The sequence below is a fragment of the Pseudomonas sp. LBUM1666 genome, assembly GCF_059695775.1.
The window spans coordinates 4,177,868-4,196,591 of sequence record NZ_CP166789.1; the positions used below are offsets into that span (position 1 = coordinate 4,177,868).

Here is an 18,724-nt window from a genome sequence, read left to right on the forward strand (position 1 = left end):
ACCGGCGTTTCCGGTGTGGCTAACTGCGTTACATAAGGCAGATAACCGCCAGGAACAGCCATGCGGACCACCTAAAAAACGTACGACTTGATGCATTCACTTATTCACCATGGGGTGAAAGCAATCCAACACAAAAAAAACAGCTATCGTCATAAGTGTCGGTCTGTTCTAGACCAGTAGAGTACTGATGGAGTTCTTATGAAAAGGACCAATCTTACTGCTGTTGTCACCACCCTTCTCGCGGGAACCGTCCCAACGTTTTCTAGCGCTACATCTCCTACAGACCCGGTTTTCGCCTTTGGCTTGCTGGGAAGCTATAGCGTTCTCGAATTCACAGGGCACAGAAGCACGAACACCGAACACATTCCGGAAGGCGGGTTATTTCTCAACTTTGGCAACAAAATGACGGCTCAAACCGGTTTTATCTATCATGCGGAAATAAGCGGGCAGTACTCTAAAAAAAAGAATCAGACAATAAAGGATGGCCAGGTCGACATGGATCTTGGATGGCGGACTGATTTAAACGCGCGTAACTTTTTAGATCTATTGCTGGGCGGAGGATACAAATGGAATCGATTTCAACCGGAGTCTAACAAGTACAACATTGATCTCACCAGCCGCACCCCCTTCGCTAAAGTTGCGGCTGGCTACAATCACCGGTTCGACACTACAACCCTGCGTTTTGAAGCGGGAATACGAAGGGTAATAAATGGTGATTCGCAGCTAAACCTCCATGGAGTCAACAGCGAGAGTCTGGATTTAAAAGATAACAACAATCCTTTTGCCGAGCTGAGTTTGCTATTTAATCAACGAGGATCAATTCCGGTCATAGCATCCCTATACTACACCCGCTTCAATTATGACCTAGATGGTCAATTTGCAGTGACTGACCTCGACAAACAAACCAGGGAGGAATATGGCGTGAAATTGGGCTTGGTTTTTTAACCCAATGACAAAGACAAAAAAAGACAAAGGGGACGGATCTATTTTTCTCATAGAAAATAAATCCGCCCCCTTTAGCTACTACTCCCTCACAGCCTTTCTAAACCGACAACAGTTCCAGTAACACTCAAACCAAACCAGTTTTTTTGAATTAATTTCTGAATAGACAGGACAACCAAGTTAAACCCAATCCGGCAACCATCATAAATATCAAACCTATCAGCATCGAATCTCTTTTAGTCGAAAGTGAAAAAAGGGGACTGACTTATTTACTCGTAGCTATCCAGTCGATTTCCTCCATGCGATTGCTCAGATCTCCTGAACCATCGCAGCAAGACTCGCCTAAGCCCCGCAACCCCAATCCTGATAAACTCCCCACCTCCAAGCCCCACCCATCTCAGAACCTCCAATGCCCCCAATCACCGCCACACCCGCCCCGCTCTCCCGCCGCTTCTCCGTCGCCCCGATGATGGATTGGACTGACAGGCATTGCCGTTTCTTCCTGCGCCTACTCTCCAAGCACGCGCTCCTCTACACAGAAATGGTCACCACCGGTGCGCTCCTCAACGGCGATCACGACCGTTTCCTGCGTCACAACGAAGCCGAGCACCCGCTAGCCCTGCAACTCGGCGGCAGTGTCCCCCTGGACCTGGCGATGTGCGCGCGCATGGCGCAGGAACACGGTTACGACGAGGTGAATCTGAATGTCGGCTGCCCGAGTGATCGGGTGCAGAACAATATGATCGGTGCGTGCCTGATGGGGCATCCGCAGTTGGTGGCTGATTGTGTGAAGGCGATGCGCGATGCGGTGGCGATTCCGGTGACGGTGAAGCATCGCATCGGGATTAATGGGCGGGACAGTTACGAGGAGTTGTGTGATTTCGTCGGCACGGTTCGGGATGCCGGGTGCACGAGTTTTACGGTGCATGCACGGATTGCGATTCTGGAGGGGTTGTCGCCGAAGGAGAACCGTGACATTCCGCCTCTGCGTTATGACGTGGCGGCGCGGTTGAAGACGGATTTTCCGGAGTTGGAGATTATTCTCAACGGCGGGATCAAGACGCTGGAGGCCTGTCACGAGCATTTGCAGACGTTCGACGGCGTGATGCTGGGTCGTGAGGCGTATCACAACCCTTATGTGATGGCTGAGGTGGATCAACAGCTGTTCGGCAGCACGGCGCCGGTGATTAGCCGGGCGGAGGCGCTGGCGCAGCTGCGGCCTTATATAGCGGCGCATATTGATGCGGGCGGCTCGATGCACCACATCACTCGGCATGTGCTGGGGCTGGGCACCGGGTTTCCGGGGGCGCGCAAGTTTCGGCAGTTGTTGTCGGTGGATATTCATAAGGCTAAAGAGCCTTTGGCGTTGCTGGATCAGGCGGCGGCGTTGCTTGAGGGGCGTTAACGGTCGCTTGGGTTGAACCTGTGGTCTGATTTGGCATCGTATTTACCGATACCGCGCCCCGCCTTTCAAACATCCGTTTTCCGGATGTTGCCGCTGGGGCCCTCGATACGTACACGCACCCTTGAGTGGCTGTCAGCGCTCGGGTAATGTCATTAGACCCATAGGACAGAGCACGCCCATGACTTCCAAGCTGGAACAACTCAAACAAATGACCACCGTGGTTGCCGACACCGGCGACTTCGAAGCTATCGCTCGCGTTAAACCGGTGGACGCTACCACCAACCCTTCCCTGCTGCTCAAAGCGGCGGCTATTCCCGGTTATGCCGAGTTGCTGAACGCATGCGTCAGCGACTGCAAGGGCGATGTTGGCCTGGCCAGCGACCGTTTTGGCGTTGCGGTAGGGCAAGAAATTCTGAAAGTGATCCCGGGCCGTATTTCCACCGAAGTGGATGCGCGCCTGTCGTTCGACACTGACGCCGTATTGAAGCGTGCGCACCGTCTGATCGAACTGTACGACAAGGCCGGCATCGGCCGCGATCGCGTGCTGATCAAGATCGCTTCCACCTGGGAAGGTATCCGCGCTGCCGAGATTCTGGAAAAGGAAGGCATTCAGTGCAACCTGACGCTGCTGTTCTCCTTCGCTCAAGCGGCGGCTTGTGCTGACGCAGGCGTATTCCTGATTTCGCCGTTCGTAGGCCGCATCTACGACTGGTACAAGAAGGCCAACGGCAACGACTACACCGGCGCGGATGATCCGGGCGTGCAGTCGGTGACGCGTATCTACAACTACTACAAGGCCAATGACTACAAGACTGTGGTCATGGGCGCGAGCTTCCGTAACCTGAATCAGATCGAGCAGCTAGCCGGTTGCGACCGTCTGACCATCAGCCCGGATCTGATTGATAAGCTGGCGGCGGATACTGGCAAGCTGGAGCGCAAATTGGCCCCGGGTCATGCCGGTGAAGCTCGTTTGAACTTGAATGAAGCGCAGTTCCGTTGGTTGTCCAACGAGGATGCGATGGCGACCGAGAAACTGGCTGAAGGTATTCGTCAGTTCGCTCGCGACCAGGAAAAACTCGAAGCATTGCTGCAAGCCAAGCTCTGATCCAGTAAGAGCAAAAGCAAAAAGGGCGAACCCTCACAGGTTCGCCCTTTTTTGTGCGCGGTCGCTTATGGAATCAGTGACGCTCGAGAGCATTCACCAGATCATGAAACGCTTCACGATTGGAGTCGTTCAGGCCCATGAGGATCTTGTGCGCTTCGAGCACTTTGATCCGCACCACTTCTTCGGACTGATCCTGGTCTGGCAGGTCGGTCAGGCACTCAGGACACGGGATCGGGCGGTCAACGATGTTGAACACTTGCTCGAAGCCCATGGACTGCAGCAGACGGGTGATGTCTTCGTGGGTGGTGACGACGGTCGGCAGCAAGCCGACCTTTTGCCGCGACAGGATCGACAGCTTGGCCAAAAGGCCAAGGGTGGTGCTGTCGATGCTGCGGGTTTCGGTCAGGTCGATCACGATCGCGTTGAAATTCAACGCCGTGAAGATCCGCTCAATAGTCGCATCCAACGCCGAACACAGGGTCAGGCGAACTTCACCGACGAACTTCAGGACGAAGGTGCCATCCTGCTCGGCGAACTGGATTCTACCGGTACTCATTAAAGATTCCTGCTCAACACCAACAGGGCGATATCATCCGGCATCTCCCCTAGCGTGGCCAATCCAAAAACCTGCCGCAGACCATCCAGGCTGCCGCCCGCTGCCTTGACCCGTTGGGGCAAAGCCGCTTCTTTTTCTTTGAGTGTAGGTTCTGGCAAAAGGTCCAGAATGCCATCGGACATCAGCGTCAGGCTGAACGTCGGCGGCAGCTCCAGTACGTGATCTTCGTAGGTGGCTTCATTGAAGAGGCCCACCGGCAGACCACGCCCTTCCAGATAACGAACACTGTCTGGCGTGTACAACACAGGCAACGGCAAATGACCACCGATGCTATAGGTCAACAAACCTGTCTCCTCGTCGATGACTCCACCGACCATTGTGACGTGTTTACCCAGCTTACAACTGATCAGGCCTCGGTTGATATGACCAAGGACCTCTGAAGGCTTGAATTCCGGCAATGTACCGCTGCGCTTGGATTCGAACAGCAAGCGCGTGGTCATGAACTTCAGCAGCACGGTAACGAAGGCTGAAGAGGCGCCATGACCGGAAACATCCGCCAGGTAGAAGGCTACCCGACGTTCGTCGACCCGAAAGTAGTCGACGAAATCACCCGACAGGTACAGCGACGGGATGATCTGGTGAGCAAACTGGAACTCGTCGATGGTCCAGGGGCTGACCGGCAGCATGTTCATCTGCACCTGGCGACCGGCGTTCTGGTCTTCCTGGAGCAGGTTCAGGCTGGCGGCGAGCTCGCGGTTGGCCTTTTCCAGCTTCTCGCGGTAGCGCTGGTTTTCCAGCAGCAGACGCGCACGATCCAGGGCCCGGCGCACAGAGTGCTCGAGCACAGCCAGATCTTCGAGAGGCTTGATCAGGTAGTCCGCCGCGCCCAGGCGCAGGGCCTCGACCGCGTCGTTCATCACGCCGGCGCCCGAAACCACAATCACCGGGGTTTGTGGTGACAGCTCGGTGACCTGGCGAATGAGTTCGAGTCCGCCCATCTGTGGCATGCGCAGATCGCAGATGACCAAGTCGGGCTTGTCTTGCTCGAATACCTGAAGACCCTGCTGGCCATTGCTGGCCTGCAGGACACTGAAACCACTGTCTTCCAAATAGGCGGCGAGGCTCGCGCGCACTACTTCGTCATCATCGATTATCAGCAGCGTGGCACTGGTTTTTGGCATGTGGGCAAACGGCGCCAGAATTAGGTTGGCGTAGCAGGCAGGGACTTTGTCCCGGCTCAAACTACTGGATTCGCTTTCTAGCCTCTCTACTGCACTGTTTTCGAGCGTTTGCCCTACACACAGGTACACCAGAGGTGCCCTTCTAAGGCGCAGACGGTACTCCCATCCGCGGGGCGTTTCAAGCTCACGCCGATGGTCGCTTGACGTCTTTCGATTTCAAATCACCGGGAGTTATAAGAACAGGCAAAACCGTAACGTAATGGAAGGTTCAAACCCATCAGTCAAACCAGCCCGGAAAGCCAAACGAAAGAAGGCGGCCCACTGGCCGCCTTCCTTCGTTTTATCGGTCGAGATCAAAAATCGTCTTCGACCTGGCCGTCTTTGACTTTGAATTCGCGGTTCTGCAAGTACGCATTACGGATGAAGACGTACTTGTCGCCGCTGATCAGCTTCTCGCTCGACAGCAGACTGGCGCGGGTATCGACAATGTTCAGGCCGAAGATCGAGTTACGCACAGGCACGTCGTGGATGTACCGGTACGGGCCGGTGTAGCCGTCGACATACTTGGACGGAGCGTCACGCAAGGTGCTTGGGCCCAGAAGCGGCAGCATCACGTACGGGCCACTGCCTACACCCCAGTAGCCGAGGGTCTGGCCGAAGTCTTCGTCATTGCGTTGCAGGCCCATTTTGGTGCCGACGTCGATAAAGCCCAGCAGGCCGAACGTGGTGTTGAAGATCAAGCGCGCGGTGTCGACGCCAGCGGCAGCCGGTTTGGCCTGCAAGATATCGTTGGCAAGGTTGGTGACATCACCGACGTTGCGGAACATGTTGTGGATGCCGTCTTCAAGGAACTGCGGCGTCACGAACTGATAACCCTGGGCCAAAGGCTTCAGCGCATAGGTGTCGAGCACGTCGTTGAACTTGTAGATCGGGCGGTTGATGCTTTCCCAAGGGTCGTCTTCCGAGGCTGCCTGGGCAACGAACGGAACCAGCAATACGCTGGTAAACACACAAAACTGAGCTAGATGATTGCTCCAGCGCATAGAAAAACTCCTTGGATTGTACTGGCGCGGGCGCTGGGCCCAAGCGTTAAGCGGGCTAGTATAAGACGGAAAAGCCGCTTTAGGCAGCACCGTGCGAGGCAGCCTGCGGATCATTCGTGATGATTGTGAGCGATTCACATCAGTGTCACTCAACTGTCACCGTCGCCCCCTAGCCTTGAGGCTATTTCAGGGACGTTGATATGCCGCACGCCGAAACCTTGCCCCACATTGCGCCCAGCCTGACCGCCGTCCTGTTCGGCCTCAGTGGTTGCCTGGTGGATTTCGGTGCCCGCACGCGCGCACATGGCATCCCCTCTGCCGTACACGCTGAGGCCACGCCCGGCGCGCTGGATAGCCTGCGCAGCTTGCAGCATCAGCAGATTCCCTGTGCCTGGCTCGATGAACTCCCCCCTGCCCTCAGCCATTCCCTGGCCGCTGCCTTACCTTCATGGATCAAATCCTCGCAACACCCCGAAACAATCAATCCATGGCCGGCACCGCATGCCTGCTGGCAAGCCTTGATGACGTTGAATGTTGAACGACTGGAGGGTTGCGTGCTGGTCAGCGGCGAACCGCGATTGCTGCAAGCGGGGCTCAATGCCGGATTGTGGACGATTGGGCTGGCGTCCTGCGGCTCACTCTGCGGCCTGGCGCCCAACGACTGGCAGGCGCTGACTCAGCAGGAACGGGAATTCAAACGCGGCAAGGCAACGATGCAACTGTTCGGTCTGGGTGTGCATTCGGTGATCGATCACCTCGGTGAACTCGACACCTGCCTGGCCGACATCAGTCTGCGCCGGCTCAAGGGCGAAAAGCCCTGATCGAGATCATGCAGGTTGCGCGCGAGTGGATTAATCTAAAGGTCAAGCCATAGACCTTTGGCGTGCTGCTGCGGTCTATGCCAGTGCCTATCGATAAAAGGAAGAACGCCATGCCTGCCCGCGAACTGCAACAACAACTCAATACTCTGCGCGAGCAATTGGAACAGAATCCACCGCTGACCGAAGCCGAGCGCGAAGACCTGCACGCGCTGATGCAACAGATCGAACTGGAACTTGAGCTCGAAACCAAAACCCAGGACTCCAGCCTCTCCGACAATGTGAACCTGGCCGTCGAGCGCTTCGAAATCGAACACCCGACCCTTGCTGGCACCTTGCGCAACATCGTGCAAGCCCTGGCCAACATGGGAATCTGAACCCGCCAGATACAAAAAAGCCCCGCTAGTGATAGCGGGGCTTTTTATTGTTTGCGACTTGCAATGCAATCCCCTGTGGGAGCGAGCTTGCTCGCGATGACTGAGTGTCAGCCAACATCAATGTTGAATGTGCCTGCCTCATCGCGAGCAAGCTCGCTCCCACATTAGAACTTCATTGACGGACCAGACGGTGGTTTGGCAGTTGAACGGTTTCAGTACTGCGATACGGGTTGATGTCCAACCCACCGCGCCGCACATACCGCGCATACACCGTTAACTTCTCCGGTTTCAACAACCGTTGCAGGTCGAGAAAAATCCGCTCCACGCACTGTTCGTGGAAGTCGGAGTGCTGACGGAAGCTCACGATGTATTCCAGCAAACTCGCGTGATCCAGCGCCGCGCCACGGTATTCCACCGCCACGCTACCCCAGTCCGGCTGGCTGGTGACCGGGCAGTTGGATTTGAGCAAATGACTGTGCACGCTCTCTTCCACGATGCGCGATTGATCGCAACGCAGCAGTTCCGGACGCGGATGTTCATAGTTGCTGACGCTGATATCCAGATCATCAATGCACACACCCGGCAACGCCACAACGCCTTCAGCTTCGACGTCCTTCAGGCTGCGAATCCGCACGCCGACCGGTTTACCGGCAGCGGCCGACAGGTCTTTCGCCAATGTCGCTTCTAGGCTCGCGGTGTCGGCAAACGGTGTCTGGTTCAGGGAGTTGAGGTACAGCTTGAACGACTTCGATTCGATGATATTCGGCGAATCCGCCGGGATACTGAATTCGCCAATCGCCACCACTGGCTTGCCGGACGGCAACAGCCACGACAGTTCGAAGCAGTTCCAGAAATCCACACCCTTGTATGGCAGGGTTTCAGCCGTCAGGCCCAGCTCGGCCCATTTCGCGGTGCGCGGGATCGGGAACAGCAAGGACGGCGTGTAGGTGGCGATGTATTCGCTGGATTTGCCCAGCGGCGAGTGTTCGGCTGCGGGATGCATGGCGGAAACCTGACTGAAGAATCAGCGGATTCTATCAGCCTTTGCTCCCGCCTTTGAGTGCTTACTGACTGACAGTCAACTTGCCGACCATGCCGGCCTGGTAATGACCGGGGATGTTGCAGGCAAATTCCAGGTTGGTGGCCTTGGTGAAGGTCCAGGTCAGTTCGCCGGTTTTGCCTGGTTCGACGAGCACACTGTTGGGGTCGTCGTGTTTCATTCCATGCCCCATACCGGCCATACCGGCCATGGCGCCGTGGTCCATTTCCTTCATGCCTGTAGGTATCAGCATGCCGCTCTGCTGCATCTTCATCATTTCCTGCTGATGTTTGGCGTGCATTGCCGCGTCACCGAGGTTGAATTCGTGCAACAACTGGCCTTTATTCACTAACACAAAACGAACCGTCTCACCGGCCTTGATATCAATAGCCTTGGCCGTGAATGACATGTCGCCCATGACGACTTCAACGTTGCGAGTCGCCTTGGCCGCCGGGGCCGGTTGGCCGAAATCGTAGGTATGCGCCGGGGAAGCCCACGCTGGCGAGCTCAGCGCCAGCAAACACGCAACCCGCACCAGTGATTTGCGCAAAAACATAGTCGTACTCCAACAAGATAAGGTTCAGCCTGTGGAAAACTCTAAACTGCTGCGACTGCCCGCAACCTGACAGCCAAATTACAACTTTGTCAGGTTGACCTGTATTAACGCCGCCCACGGTATAAAGCGTTCGTTCCATTTGCCTCGAGTCGCCCATGAAACTGCTGATCGTCGAAGACCAACCGAAAACCGGCCACTACCTGCGCCAGGGCCTGACCGAGGCCGGTTTCAATACTGAACTGGTGGCGGACGGCAGCACCGGCCAGCAACTGGCGCTGACCGGAGATTACGCGCTGTTGATTCTCGATGTGATGCTGCCCGGTCGCGATGGCTGGCAGATTCTGCAAGCGGTGCGCGGTGCCGGCCTCGACACGCCGGTACTGTTTCTTACAGCGCGAGACGCAGTGGAGGACAAGGTTCATGGCCTGGAACTGGGCGCCGACGATTACTTGGTCAAACCGTTCGCCTTCTCCGAACTGCTGGCCCGGGTCCGGAGCCTGTTGCGCCGTGGTAATGCCACACATCAGGAAACCAGCCTGCAACTGGCAGACTTGCGTCTAGACCTGATCCGCCGCCGGGTCGAACGCAGCGGTCAGCGCATCGACCTCACGGCCAAGGAATTCGCCCTGCTGGAAATGCTCCTGCGCAGGCAAGGCGAAGTCCTTCCCAAGTCGTTGATCGCTTCCCAGGTCTGGGACATGAATTTCGACAGTGACACCAACGTCATCGAAGTGGCGATCCGTCGTTTGCGCCTGAAGATCGACGATGAGTTCCCGAACAAGTTGATTCACACCGTGCGCGGCATGGGTTACGTCCTTGAAGAGCGCCCCGCCTGATGCGACGACTTTCGTTAAGCAGTCGCCTGGCGCTGCTGTTTGCGGCGTGCACCGCCGTGGTGTCGCTGTTCGCCGGGCTGTTGTTCAGCCGGGCCAGTGAAACGCATTTCGTTGAACTCGATCAACAGTTGCTGGACGGCAAGTTGATTGGTTTACGTCGGGCACTTCATGACATTCAGTCGAGTGAAAGCGAAGTCAAACTGGCCGATGAATTGAGCCGACAGGCTGACCTGTCGCTGCGGATCACTGGCAGCGACGGTAAACGCTGGTATGACAGCTCAACGCACCTGCCCCAGCCATTGCCGACCCATCCGGGGTTGTCCACGGTGAGCAGCGAAGGTACCGACTACCGCGTCCTCAACGCTCCGTTGTACCTCGACAAACCTGACTCACCGCAGTTGACCTTGCTGCTGGACATCACCCATCACCAGCACTTTCTGCAACGCATGCAACACCTGATCTGGCTGACGGTCGGTTTGTCAGCACTGGCCACTGCCCTGCTCGGTGCCTGGGCCGCGCGCAGTGGGTTGCGCCCGTTGCGGCGCATGAGCGCGGTCGCCAGCGGCGTTTCAGCGCAATCGCTCAATGCACGCTTGCCCGAAGAAAACATGCCGCCAGAACTCGCGGAAATGGCCCACAACTTCAACGCCATGCTCAGACGCCTTGACGACTCTTTTCAGCGGCTCTCGGCCTTCTCCGCAGACATCGCCCATGAATTGCGCACGCCGTTGTCGAATCTGTTGACCCACATCCAGGTCACCCTTACCCGCCCACGCCCCATTGAGGATTACCGAGAAGCACTGCACAGCAATCTCGAAGAACTGCAATGGATGGCGCAACTGGTCAACGACATGTTGTACCTGGCCAAGGCTGACCACGGGTTGTTGATGCCCAAGCGCGAACCGCTGGAGCTGGCGGAAGAAGCGGATCTGTTGCTGGAGTTTTTTGCGCCGTTGGCGGAGGACGCTCAGGTCAGGTTGAGTCGTGAAGGAAGTGCGTGCATGGAGGGCGATCGCAGCATGTTGCGTAGGGCGCTTTCCAATTTGCTGGACAATGCGTTGCGGTTTACCCCGGTCGAAGGCGAGGTTCGGGTGCGGATTGTTGATCAGCCCAAGGGGTTGAGCCTGACGGTCGAGAACAGCGGCGACGGAATTGACGGGGCGTTGCTGCCGCGTTTATTTGATCGCTTCTACCGGGCTGATCCGGCGCGCCAGGAAGGCAGTAGTGAACATGCGGGGTTGGGGTTGGCGATCACTCAGTCAATCATCCGCGCCCATGGCGGGCAGATTCGTTGCGAATCGGAAAACGGGTGGACGCGGTTTGTGATTGAGTTGCCCAAGGGAGATTGAGGCCAGCAGGTCTGGCCCCATCGCGAGCAAGCTCGCTCCCACATTGGATCTGAGTTGACTCGGTCAAATGTGGGAGCGAGCTTGCTCGCGATGGCGATTTCAGGAGTTACGAATACCGCAACGCGGTAGCCGGCTCGACTTTCGCTGCACGCCATGCCGGGTAAACCGTGGCTAGGAAGCTCAGAATGAACCCGGCGGAGCAGATCAACAGCACATCCGCCCCCTGCAGTTCGGACGGCAAGTTACTGACGAAGTACACGTCGGAACTGAAGATGTGCTGCCCGCTGACCCGCTCCATCCAGCCCACCAGTTCACTGACGTTCAGCGCCGCAATCACGCCAAGCACACCACCAATCAACGTACCGACAACCCCGATCACGGTGCCCTGCACCATGAAGATCGCCATGATCTGCCGCGGCGTAGCGCCAATGGTCCGCAGGATCGCGATGTCCGCGCCTTTGTCGTTCACCACCATGATCAGGGTTGCGATGATGTTGAACGCAGCCACGGCGACGATCATCAGCAACAGCAAACCGATCATGGTTTTTTCCATCTTCATCGCACTGAACAGACTGCCCTGTGTGTGAGTCCAGTCATCAGCCTTGTAAGCGGTGCCCAGCCCGCCAGCAATATCGCTGGAAACCTTCGGCGCAGCGTACAAATCCTTTACCGCCAGGCGCACGCTCTGTACCTGATTCGGCGCCCAGTGCTGCATCTGTGCGGCATCGGCCACGTGGATCAGTGCCATCGAACCGTCCAGTTCGGCGCCAACCTTGAACACGCCGACCACGTTCAACCGCTGCATGCGCGGGGTGATGCCGCCCGGTGCAGTGCTGACTTCCGGCACGATCAGGGTGATCTTGTCGCCAACGTTCAAGCGGAAACGGCGCGCCGTGATCTCGCCGATCACCACGCCGAACTCACCCGGTTTCAAGGCATCGAGACGGCCCTGAACAATGTGCTGGGCAACGATCGACACCTTGCCTTCCAGCGCCGGATCAACGCCGCTGACTTGGATCGGCTGCATTGTCCCCTTGTAGGACAGCATGCCTTCCATCTCGGTGAACGGCACGGCGGCTGTCACTTCAGGATTCTTCATGGCCGCCGCAGCGACGGGCTGCCAATCGTCGATCGGATTGACGCCGACGATAGTCGCGTGAGGCACCATGCCGAGGATGCGCGAGCTCATTTCACGCTGGAAGCCGTTCATGACCGACAGCACCACGATCATCGCCAGCACGCCCAGGGCGAGGCCGATCATCGAGGTCATCGAGATGAAGGAAACAAAGCGATTGCGGCGCTTGGCGCGGGTATAGCGCGCGCCGATAAAGATCGATAACGGTCTGAACATTCGCTAGGGCACCGTATAAAAATAAGAGACCCGACGTACTTTTCAGTCACGCCGGGTTTCGGCCAATCAGATGGGTGTCAGGCAACCTTCCTGCAAATGCAGGACGCGATCCATCTGGCGAGCCAGGTTCATGTCGTGAGTCACCACCAGGAACGCCGTGCGCATCGAGGTGCTGAGTTCCAGCATCAAATCCTGAATGCCCTGGGCGGTGTGGGAATCGAGGTTGCCAGTCGGCTCGTCGAGCATCACCAGGCCAGGCTTGTTCACCAGGGCGCGGGCGATGGCCACACGCTGACGCTCACCACCGGACAATTCGGAAGGTTTGTGTTCCAGGCGATGGCCCAGCCCTACCCGCTCCAGCAATGCCGTCGCACGCTGACGTGCTTCAGGGATTGAGGTTTTACCGATCAGCAGCGGCATGCAGACGTTTTCCAGCGCGGTGAACTCAGGCAGCAAGTGGTGGAACTGGTAAACGAAACCCAGCGACCGATTGCGCAGCAAACCGCGAGCCTTTTCGTTCAGCGCCGACAGCTCTTCACCGGCCAGCCAGACGCTGCCCTTGGTCGGCGTATCGAGGCCGCCCAGCAGGTTGAGCAAAGTGCTTTTGCCCGAACCCGAGGTGCCGACAATCGCCACGCGCTCACCCGGATGCAACTCCAGTTGCAGACCGGCCAGAACTTCTACCGATTCCGGGCCTTCCTCGTAGGATTTGCCCAGGTCGCGGCAGCTCAAGATTGCTTTATCACTCATGCCCAACTCACTCATAACGTAGCGCCTCCGCAGGCTGGGTGCGCGCGGCACGCCAGGCTGGATACAGGGTGGCGAGGAAACTCAGGACCAACGCGGCGGCGCAGACCATCAACACATCCTGGCTCTGCACTTGCGACGGCAGGTAATCAATGAAGTACACGTCGGCGTTGAGGAATTTGTGCCCGATCAGCCCTTCGAGCGCCGAGATCGCGGCGCTGACGTTCAGTGCGGCGAAGATCCCGACCACGGCGCCGATCAGCGTACCGATCACGCCAATGACCGTGCCCTGGACCATGAAGATCGCCATGATCTGCCCCGGCGTGGAGCCGAGGGTACGCAGAATCGCGATGTCGCCTTTCTTGTCGTTCACCACCATCACCAGCGTGGAAATGATATTGAACGCGGCGACGGCGACGATCAGCAGCAACAGCAGGCCGATCATGGCTTTTTCCATGCGGATCGCCTGATACAGATTGCCGTGGGTGCGCGTCCAGTCCCGGGCATAGAAATGGTCTTCGCCGAGTTGCTGGGCGATATTCCACGCCGTGCGCGGGGCCTGGAACAGGTCGTCGAACTTCAGACGGATGCCCTGGACCTGATCCGGTTTCCAGCGATGCAACTTTGCCAGATCCTGCAGGTTGGTCACGCCCAGATAGCCGTCGATCTCACCGGCGCCGACATGAAAGATGCCGACCACAGTAAAGCGTTTCATGCGTGGGAACATCCCGGCCGGGGTGACGGTGACTTCCGGCGCCACGAACGTCAGCTTGTCGCCGATGGCCGCGCCGAGCTTGGCGGCAGCCTTGTCGCCGATAACGATGCCAAAACTGCCCGGCGTGAGATCGTCGAGTTTGCCCTGCTGCATGAAGTTATCAATGATCGAGACCTGGCGTTCCAGCGCAGGGTCGATGGCATTGAGCAGGACTTTGGAGACCTTGCCGTTGTTGGTCAGCAAGCCCTGCATCTGGGTAAACGGCGCAACGGCCGTCACCTGCGGGTTCTGCTTGACCTTGGCGGCCAGGCTTTGCCAGTCGCTGATCGGTTCACCGGACTCGATGGTCGCGTGGGGCACCATGCCCAGCACGCGGGTGCGCATCTCATGATCGAAGCCGTTCATGACCGACAGCACCACGATCATCACGACCACGCCGAGGGCGAGTCCGATCATTGAAGTCAGGGAAATGAACGACACAAAATGATTGCGACGCTTTGCACGGGTATAACGCGTGCCAATAAATACGAAGAGAGGTCTGAACATGTCGGGGCTTGTTCGGAGGGAAAAGGAACGTCCTTGTGGCGGGGGTCGATAACCAGCTTTACACTCAGACCACCGCCGCTACCATGGGTTCGCCATGTCGACATTAGATGAAGAAGATCGCCGCGAATACTACCGTATCGAGGACACGATCGCACTGGAAATTCGGCCCCTGTCCGCTCCCGAAGCCGCAGGCCAGGAAGTGTTGCAGGATGCTTCCCCACTGTTCAACTTGCTCAGCGAACTGCACCTGAGCGAATTCGAGTCGCAACACCTGCTGCGCCAGATCAGTGAGCGCGACCGTAACCTCGCGGCGTTCCTGAAATCCCAGAATAAACGCATCGATTTGCTGAGCCAGGTGATCGCAATCACCGTGCTCGGACAGATCGGCGAGCCGCAGTCGGTGATCATTTCCGAAGGCGGGATCGATTTCCAGCATCCGACGCCCATTGCCGAGGGCGCACACCTGTCGGTCAAACTGGTGCTAATGCCGCAAGCCCTCGGACTGTTGTTGCGGGCTCGCGTCACCCATTGCGATCGTAAAGGCGACGGCTACGACGTCGGCACCGAGTTCGAATACCCGACCGATGCCCAGCGACAATTACTGGCCCGCTACATTTTGCAGAAGCAGGCCCAGGAACGACGCCTGGCCCGCGAACAAAACGAATCAGGCATTTAATTTAAGGAAGAACCGTGACTCTCATCTACGGCCATCGCGGCGCCAAGGGCGAAGCACCGGAAAATACGCTGACCAGTTTTCAGCAATGCCTCAAGCACGGCGTGCGCCGCTGCGAACTGGACCTGCACCTGTCCATGGACGGCGAGTTGATGGTCATCCACGACCCGACACTCAAGCGCACCACCGACCGTCGCGGCAAAGTCGTCGAACACACGGCGGCCGAGTTGGTGACCTACGACGCGCGCACTAGCGGCCCGGGCTGGATCAAACCGTGCCCGATTCCAACACTGGAAGAACTGTTCGAGAAATGCGATTTCGAGCACTGGCAACTGGAAGTCAAAAGCGCTTCACGCACCCGCGCTGCGACTACCGTGCTGGCGATTCGCGAAATGGCTCAGCGTTTCGGCTTGCTCGACAAGGTCACGATCACCTCGAGTTCGCGGGAAGTATTGAAAGCTGCGCTGGACTTCGTGCCGGATGTGTCCCGCGGATTGGTGGCCGAGTACGCCTGGCTCGACCCGTTGAAGGTCGCGCAAAGCTATGGTTGTGAGATTCTGGCGCTGAACTGGACCCTGTGTACGCCGGAACGCCTGCAGAAGGCGCAGCGTCAGGGGCTGCATGTGTCGGTATGGACAGTCAACGAGCCCGCGCTAATGCGCAGACTCGCCGACTTCGGCGTTGACAGCCTGATTACAGACTTTCCCGGTTTGGCCAGCGCCACGCTCGAGAATTGCTGAAATCGGTCTCCCCGGCCGGCTCAGGCCACCGGCCGGAGCCACTCAAAAAAGCCGGTTGAGGCCATCGTACGCCGCTACCCGATAGGCTTCGGCCATGGTCGGGTAGTTGAACGTCGTGTTGACGAAGTACTTCAGCGTGTTCAGTTCGCCCGGCTGGTTCATGATCGCCTGACCGATGTGAACGATCTCCGACGCCTGATAACCGAAGCAGTGAACGCCCAGCACTTCCAGGGTTTCGCGGTGGAACAGAATCTTCAGCATGCCCTGAGGCTCGCCGGCGATCTGTGCACGCGCCATGCTCTTGAAGAACGCCTTGCCCACTTCGTACGGCACCTTGGCCTGAGTCAGCTCCTGCTCGTTCTTGCCGATCGAGCTGATCTCCGGAATGGTGTAGATGCCGGTCGGCACGTCGTTGACGAAGCGCCAGCTATGGTTGTCAACGATGCTGCCAGCGGCCGAACGCCCCTGGTCGTGAGCAGCACTGGCCAGGCTCGGCCAACCAATCACGTCACCGGCGCCGTAGATGTTCGGCTTGCAGGTACGGTAGGCCTCGTCCACTTCGATCTGACCACGGCTGTTGACCTTCACGCCGATGTTTTCCAGACCCAACTGATCGGTGTTGCCGGTACGACCGTTACACCAGAGCAAGGCGTCGGCCTTGATCTTCTTGCCGGATTTGAGGTGCAGGATCACGCCGTTGTCCACGCCTTCGACGCGGTCGTAGTCTTCGTTGTGGCGAACCGTGATGTTGTTGTTGCTGAAGTGATAGCTCAGGGCCTGGGAAATTTCCGAGTCGAGGAAGCTCAGCAACTGACCGCGGTTATCCACCAGCTCAACCAGTACACCCAGACCGCTGAAGATCGAGGCGTATTCGCAACCGATCACGCCAGCGCCGTAAACGATGAGTTTGCGCGGGGTGTGGCCGAGGCTGAGGATGGTGTCGCTATCGTAGATACGCGGGTGGTGGAAATCGATGTCCGCCGGACGATACGGGCGCGAGCCGGTGGCGATGATGATGTGCTTGGCCACCAGTTTTTCAACCACGCCGTTGGCGCAGACCACTTCAATGGTTTGCTCGTCAGCGAAGCTGCCGGTGCCGAAGAACACGTCGACGCGGTTACGGGCGTAGTAGCCAGTGCGCGAAGCGACTTGTTTGGAGATGACTTTTTCGGCGCTTTTCAACACGTCCGGGAACGAGAACCAGCGTGGCTCACCAATGGCCCGGAACATCGGGTTGGTGTTGAACTGCATGATCTGCCGGACCGAGTGACGCAGTGCCTTGGACGGGATGGTGCCCAGGTGAGTGCAGTTGCCGCCGACCTGGCGACGGCTATCGACCATCGCCACCTTGCGCCCTGCTTTGGCGGCGTTCATTGCCGCGCCTTCTCCCGCCGGGCCGGAACCCAGCACCACCACGTCGTAGTTGTAGACAGCCATGCATACTCCTCAGAACAGGCCGCGGCGCCCTCGGCACCTGCGGCTAAATCACGCCGATCTGCGGCGTGAAGGAACAATTTGGGGCCAGTGCAGAACCCGGACACAGTCTATATAAGCGTCAACGCCGCGCACATTAACCCTTGGTCGCGTCGTAGGCTAGTTTTGCCTGCACTACAACGCCAGTCTTTGCTGCTTGAATCGCCGTGATCACTCGGTTTTTCCGCCACTCAGGCGTTCAAAAGCCTGCGTGGTTCGTGTGACGAATCCTGTATCGGCACGAATCACAAAGAATGCACCGATGTCATGCGTTTCGGCATAGTCCCAACCCCTTTCGGGACCCAGAATCAGCAACAGGGTTGATAAGCCATCGGCCATCAACGCTGAAGGATGAATCACCGTGACTGACGCCAGGGTGTGTAGGACCGGCGCCCCGGTGCGGGCATCGAAGGTGTGGGAATAACGCCGACCGTCCTGCTCGAAATAGTTGCGGTAGTCGCCGGAAGTGGAAACGCCATAGCCGTCGACGGCGATGATGCGCTCGGCCACTTGCTGGTCGTTGCGGGGTTCTTCCAGGGCGATGCGCCACGGTGAGCCGTCGAGTTTTTTGCCGGCAGCCTTGAGTTCACCGGTGGCTTCGGCGAGGTAACTGTCGATGCCCAAGGCCTCGAGCCTCCCGGCGATCCGGTCGACAGCATAGCCAGCGGCGAGACTGTTGAAGTCGACTTCCACCGGGGCATCTTTACACAACCGCTCGCCGTCGATACGTAAGTGACCATATCCAACGCGCTGTCGCGTCAGGGCCAAGGCGTCGGCGGTCGGCACTTTTTCTTTCCGGGACTGGGGCCCGAATCCCCACAGGTTGAGCAGCGGCTCCACCGTCAAGTCGAAGGAGCCGTCGCTTTGGGATGACAACTGCTCGCCCACACGGATCAATTCGAGCACAGGGCCAGGCATGACCTGACAGCGACCGGCCGGCAGTGCGTTGAAGCGTACGGTGTCCGAGTCACTGCGATAGGTCGAGAATTGTCGATCCACTTCGGCGAGGATATTTTCTACTTCGGCCTGCACCGCTTTCGGCCCGGGCGTGGAGGAATGTCTTACGTATTGAATGGAATAACGACTGCCCATGGTCGGGCCGTCGAAGCGTTCCAGGCTGTCGCCGTTGCCACAACCGGACAAAATGCCGGCCAGCACCACAAGTCCACTCCACCGTCCAGTTAACAAATCTTCATCTCCCCTCAAAACCGCGCCCGCCATTATGGGCCTCAGAGCGCATGAGAGCGAGGTCTGCCAGCGCCCGTCAGTCAA

The 18,724-nt window shown here is 57.9% G+C and carries 19 protein-coding genes; 9 read left to right on the forward strand and 10 right to left on the reverse strand.

The window, feature by feature from the left end; genetic code table 11:
- Nucleotides 1–198: 198 nt before the first annotated feature.
- From ACA056_RS19205 to tal, 3 genes are all read left to right on the forward strand, one after another.
- Entirely contained in the window at nt 199–945 is a 747-nt protein-coding gene (locus ACA056_RS19205) for a hypothetical protein (protein WP_497266951.1), read from the forward strand.
- A 406-nt stretch (nt 946–1,351) separates the two neighbouring features.
- Nucleotides 1,352–2,347 carry a tRNA dihydrouridine(20/20a) synthase DusA gene (gene dusA, locus ACA056_RS19210; protein ID WP_497266953.1) on the forward strand — a complete coding sequence of 332 codons (996 nt, stop codon included), beginning with the start codon at nt 1,352–1,354 and terminating at the stop codon, nt 2,345–2,347.
- A 178-nt stretch (nt 2,348–2,525) separates the two neighbouring features.
- Nucleotides 2,526–3,452: a transaldolase gene (tal, locus tag ACA056_RS19215; RefSeq protein ID WP_140679686.1), complete on the forward strand. Its 927-nt coding sequence runs from the start codon at nt 2,526–2,528 to the stop codon at nt 3,450–3,452.
- A 73-nt stretch (nt 3,453–3,525) separates the two neighbouring features.
- Here the strand turns inward: tal and rssC are convergent, their stop codons facing one another.
- The 3 genes from rssC to ACA056_RS19230 all read right to left on the reverse strand — a co-directional run bounded on the left by rssC (nt 3,526) and on the right by ACA056_RS19230 (nt 6,232).
- Nucleotides 3,526–4,008, reverse strand: a complete 483-nt coding sequence (gene rssC, locus ACA056_RS19220; RefSeq protein ID WP_007935262.1) for an anti-sigma factor antagonist RssC — start codon at nt 4,006–4,008, stop codon at nt 3,526–3,528.
- Nucleotides 4,008–5,189 (reverse strand): two-component system response regulator RssB, encoded by a 1,182-nt coding sequence (gene rssB / locus ACA056_RS19225; RefSeq protein ID WP_010456296.1) that lies wholly within the window; start codon nt 5,187–5,189, stop codon nt 4,008–4,010. The genes rssC and rssB overlap by 1 nt, the downstream gene beginning before the upstream one ends.
- 353 nt (nt 5,190–5,542) lie before the next feature.
- Complete coding sequence (locus tag ACA056_RS19230; RefSeq protein ID WP_497266956.1) at nt 5,543–6,232, reverse strand: MlaA family lipoprotein; 690 nt, start codon at nt 6,230–6,232, stop codon at nt 5,543–5,545.
- 200 nt (nt 6,233–6,432) lie between these two features.
- Here ACA056_RS19230 and pcrP point away from each other — a divergent pair, with 200 nt between their 5' ends.
- Nucleotides 6,433–7,053, forward strand: a complete 621-nt coding sequence (gene pcrP, locus ACA056_RS19235) for an HAD superfamily inactivated hydrolase PcrP (RefSeq protein WP_497266958.1) — start codon at nt 6,433–6,435, stop codon at nt 7,051–7,053.
- A gap of 110 nt (nt 7,054–7,163) precedes the next feature.
- A complete protein-coding gene (locus ACA056_RS19240) occupies nt 7,164–7,427 on the forward strand; it encodes a DUF4404 family protein (RefSeq protein ID WP_462049288.1) in 264 nt (87 codons plus the stop codon).
- 172 nt (nt 7,428–7,599) lie between these two features.
- Here the strand turns inward: ACA056_RS19240 and queF are convergent, their stop codons facing one another.
- Together queF and copI are read right to left on the reverse strand one after the other, a co-directional pair.
- Complete coding sequence (gene queF, locus ACA056_RS19245) at nt 7,600–8,430, reverse strand: NADPH-dependent 7-cyano-7-deazaguanine reductase QueF (protein WP_403138621.1); 831 nt, start codon at nt 8,428–8,430, stop codon at nt 7,600–7,602.
- Between the two features lie 61 nt (nt 8,431–8,491).
- On the reverse strand, nt 8,492–9,022 hold the full coding sequence (copI, locus tag ACA056_RS19250; RefSeq protein ID WP_497266961.1) for a copper-resistant cuproprotein CopI: 531 nt from the start codon (nt 9,020–9,022) through the stop codon (nt 8,492–8,494).
- Nucleotides 9,023–9,177: 155 nt separating this feature from the next.
- Here copI and ACA056_RS19255 point away from each other — a divergent pair, with 155 nt between their 5' ends.
- Nucleotides 9,178–9,858 (forward strand): heavy metal response regulator transcription factor, encoded by a 681-nt coding sequence (locus tag ACA056_RS19255; protein WP_497266963.1) that lies wholly within the window; start codon nt 9,178–9,180, stop codon nt 9,856–9,858.
- Nucleotides 9,858–11,207: a heavy metal sensor histidine kinase gene (locus ACA056_RS19260; RefSeq protein ID WP_497266965.1), complete on the forward strand. Its 1,350-nt coding sequence runs from the start codon at nt 9,858–9,860 to the stop codon at nt 11,205–11,207. The genes ACA056_RS19255 and ACA056_RS19260 overlap by 1 nt, the downstream gene beginning before the upstream one ends.
- Before the next feature lie 106 nt (nt 11,208–11,313).
- Here the strand turns inward: ACA056_RS19260 and ACA056_RS19265 are convergent, their stop codons facing one another.
- From ACA056_RS19265 to ACA056_RS19275, 3 genes are all read right to left on the reverse strand, one after another.
- Nucleotides 11,314–12,558: a lipoprotein-releasing ABC transporter permease subunit gene (locus ACA056_RS19265; RefSeq protein WP_497266967.1), complete on the reverse strand. Its 1,245-nt coding sequence runs from the start codon at nt 12,556–12,558 to the stop codon at nt 11,314–11,316.
- Between the two features lie 66 nt (nt 12,559–12,624).
- On the reverse strand, nt 12,625–13,308 hold the full coding sequence (gene lolD / locus ACA056_RS19270; RefSeq protein ID WP_497266969.1) for a lipoprotein-releasing ABC transporter ATP-binding protein LolD: 684 nt from the start codon (nt 13,306–13,308) through the stop codon (nt 12,625–12,627).
- A 7-nt stretch (nt 13,309–13,315) separates the two neighbouring features.
- Nucleotides 13,316–14,566, reverse strand: coding sequence for a lipoprotein-releasing ABC transporter permease subunit (locus ACA056_RS19275; protein ID WP_109629005.1), 1,251 nt, complete (start codon nt 14,564–14,566; stop codon nt 13,316–13,318).
- 94 nt (nt 14,567–14,660) lie between these two features.
- On the opposite strand from ACA056_RS19275, the gene ACA056_RS19280 reads away from it, so the two are divergent.
- Nucleotides 14,661–15,242, forward strand: coding sequence for a PilZ domain-containing protein (locus tag ACA056_RS19280; protein ID WP_497266971.1), 582 nt, complete (start codon nt 14,661–14,663; stop codon nt 15,240–15,242).
- Nucleotides 15,243–15,256: 14 nt separating this feature from the next.
- The gene (locus tag ACA056_RS19285; protein WP_095128741.1) at nt 15,257–15,979 is read left to right on the forward strand and encodes a glycerophosphodiester phosphodiesterase; all 723 of its coding nucleotides are present in this window, start codon (nt 15,257–15,259) and stop codon (nt 15,977–15,979) included.
- 42 nt (nt 15,980–16,021) lie between these two features.
- Here ACA056_RS19285 and sthA read toward each other — a convergent pair whose 3' ends face one another.
- Both sthA and ACA056_RS19295 read right to left on the reverse strand, forming a co-directional pair.
- Nucleotides 16,022–17,416 carry a Si-specific NAD(P)(+) transhydrogenase gene (gene sthA / locus ACA056_RS19290; RefSeq protein WP_347804296.1) on the reverse strand — a complete coding sequence of 465 codons (1,395 nt, stop codon included), beginning with the start codon at nt 17,414–17,416 and terminating at the stop codon, nt 16,022–16,024.
- Between the two features lie 207 nt (nt 17,417–17,623).
- Nucleotides 17,624–18,673 (reverse strand): FAD:protein FMN transferase, encoded by a 1,050-nt coding sequence (locus ACA056_RS19295; protein WP_497266974.1) that lies wholly within the window; start codon nt 18,671–18,673, stop codon nt 17,624–17,626.
- Between the last annotated feature and the right edge of the window lie 51 nt (nt 18,674–18,724).

Coding starts and splice junctions, on each gene's coding strand:
- ACA056_RS19205 (WP_497266951.1), top strand. CDS start 199: ATGAAAAGGACCAATCTTACTGCTGTTGTCACCACCCTTCTCGCGGGA.
- dusA (WP_497266953.1), top strand. CDS start 1,352: ATGCCCCCAATCACCGCCACACCCGCCCCGCTCTCCCGCCGCTTCTCC.
- tal (WP_140679686.1), top strand. CDS start 2,526: ATGACTTCCAAGCTGGAACAACTCAAACAAATGACCACCGTGGTTGCC.
- rssC (WP_007935262.1), bottom strand. CDS start 4,008: ATGAGTACCGGTAGAATCCAGTTCGCCGAGCAGGATGGCACCTTCGTC.
- rssB (WP_010456296.1), bottom strand. CDS start 5,189: ATGCCAAAAACCAGTGCCACGCTGCTGATAATCGATGATGACGAAGTA.
- ACA056_RS19230 (WP_497266956.1), bottom strand. CDS start 6,232: ATGCGCTGGAGCAATCATCTAGCTCAGTTTTGTGTGTTTACCAGCGTA.
- pcrP (WP_497266958.1), top strand. CDS start 6,433: ATGCCGCACGCCGAAACCTTGCCCCACATTGCGCCCAGCCTGACCGCC.
- ACA056_RS19240 (WP_462049288.1), top strand. CDS start 7,164: ATGCCTGCCCGCGAACTGCAACAACAACTCAATACTCTGCGCGAGCAA.
- queF (WP_403138621.1), bottom strand. CDS start 8,430: ATGCATCCCGCAGCCGAACACTCGCCGCTGGGCAAATCCAGCGAATAC.
- copI (WP_497266961.1), bottom strand. CDS start 9,022: ATGTTTTTGCGCAAATCACTGGTGCGGGTTGCGTGTTTGCTGGCGCTG.
- ACA056_RS19255 (WP_497266963.1), top strand. CDS start 9,178: ATGAAACTGCTGATCGTCGAAGACCAACCGAAAACCGGCCACTACCTG.
- ACA056_RS19260 (WP_497266965.1), top strand. CDS start 9,858: ATGCGACGACTTTCGTTAAGCAGTCGCCTGGCGCTGCTGTTTGCGGCG.
- ACA056_RS19265 (WP_497266967.1), bottom strand. CDS start 12,558: ATGTTCAGACCGTTATCGATCTTTATCGGCGCGCGCTATACCCGCGCC.
- lolD (WP_497266969.1), bottom strand. CDS start 13,308: ATGAGTGATAAAGCAATCTTGAGCTGCCGCGACCTGGGCAAATCCTAC.
- ACA056_RS19275 (WP_109629005.1), bottom strand. CDS start 14,566: ATGTTCAGACCTCTCTTCGTATTTATTGGCACGCGTTATACCCGTGCA.
- ACA056_RS19280 (WP_497266971.1), top strand. CDS start 14,661: ATGTCGACATTAGATGAAGAAGATCGCCGCGAATACTACCGTATCGAG.
- sthA (WP_347804296.1), bottom strand. CDS start 17,416: ATGGCTGTCTACAACTACGACGTGGTGGTGCTGGGTTCCGGCCCGGCG.
- ACA056_RS19295 (WP_497266974.1), bottom strand. CDS start 18,673: ATGGCGGGCGCGGTTTTGAGGGGAGATGAAGATTTGTTAACTGGACGG.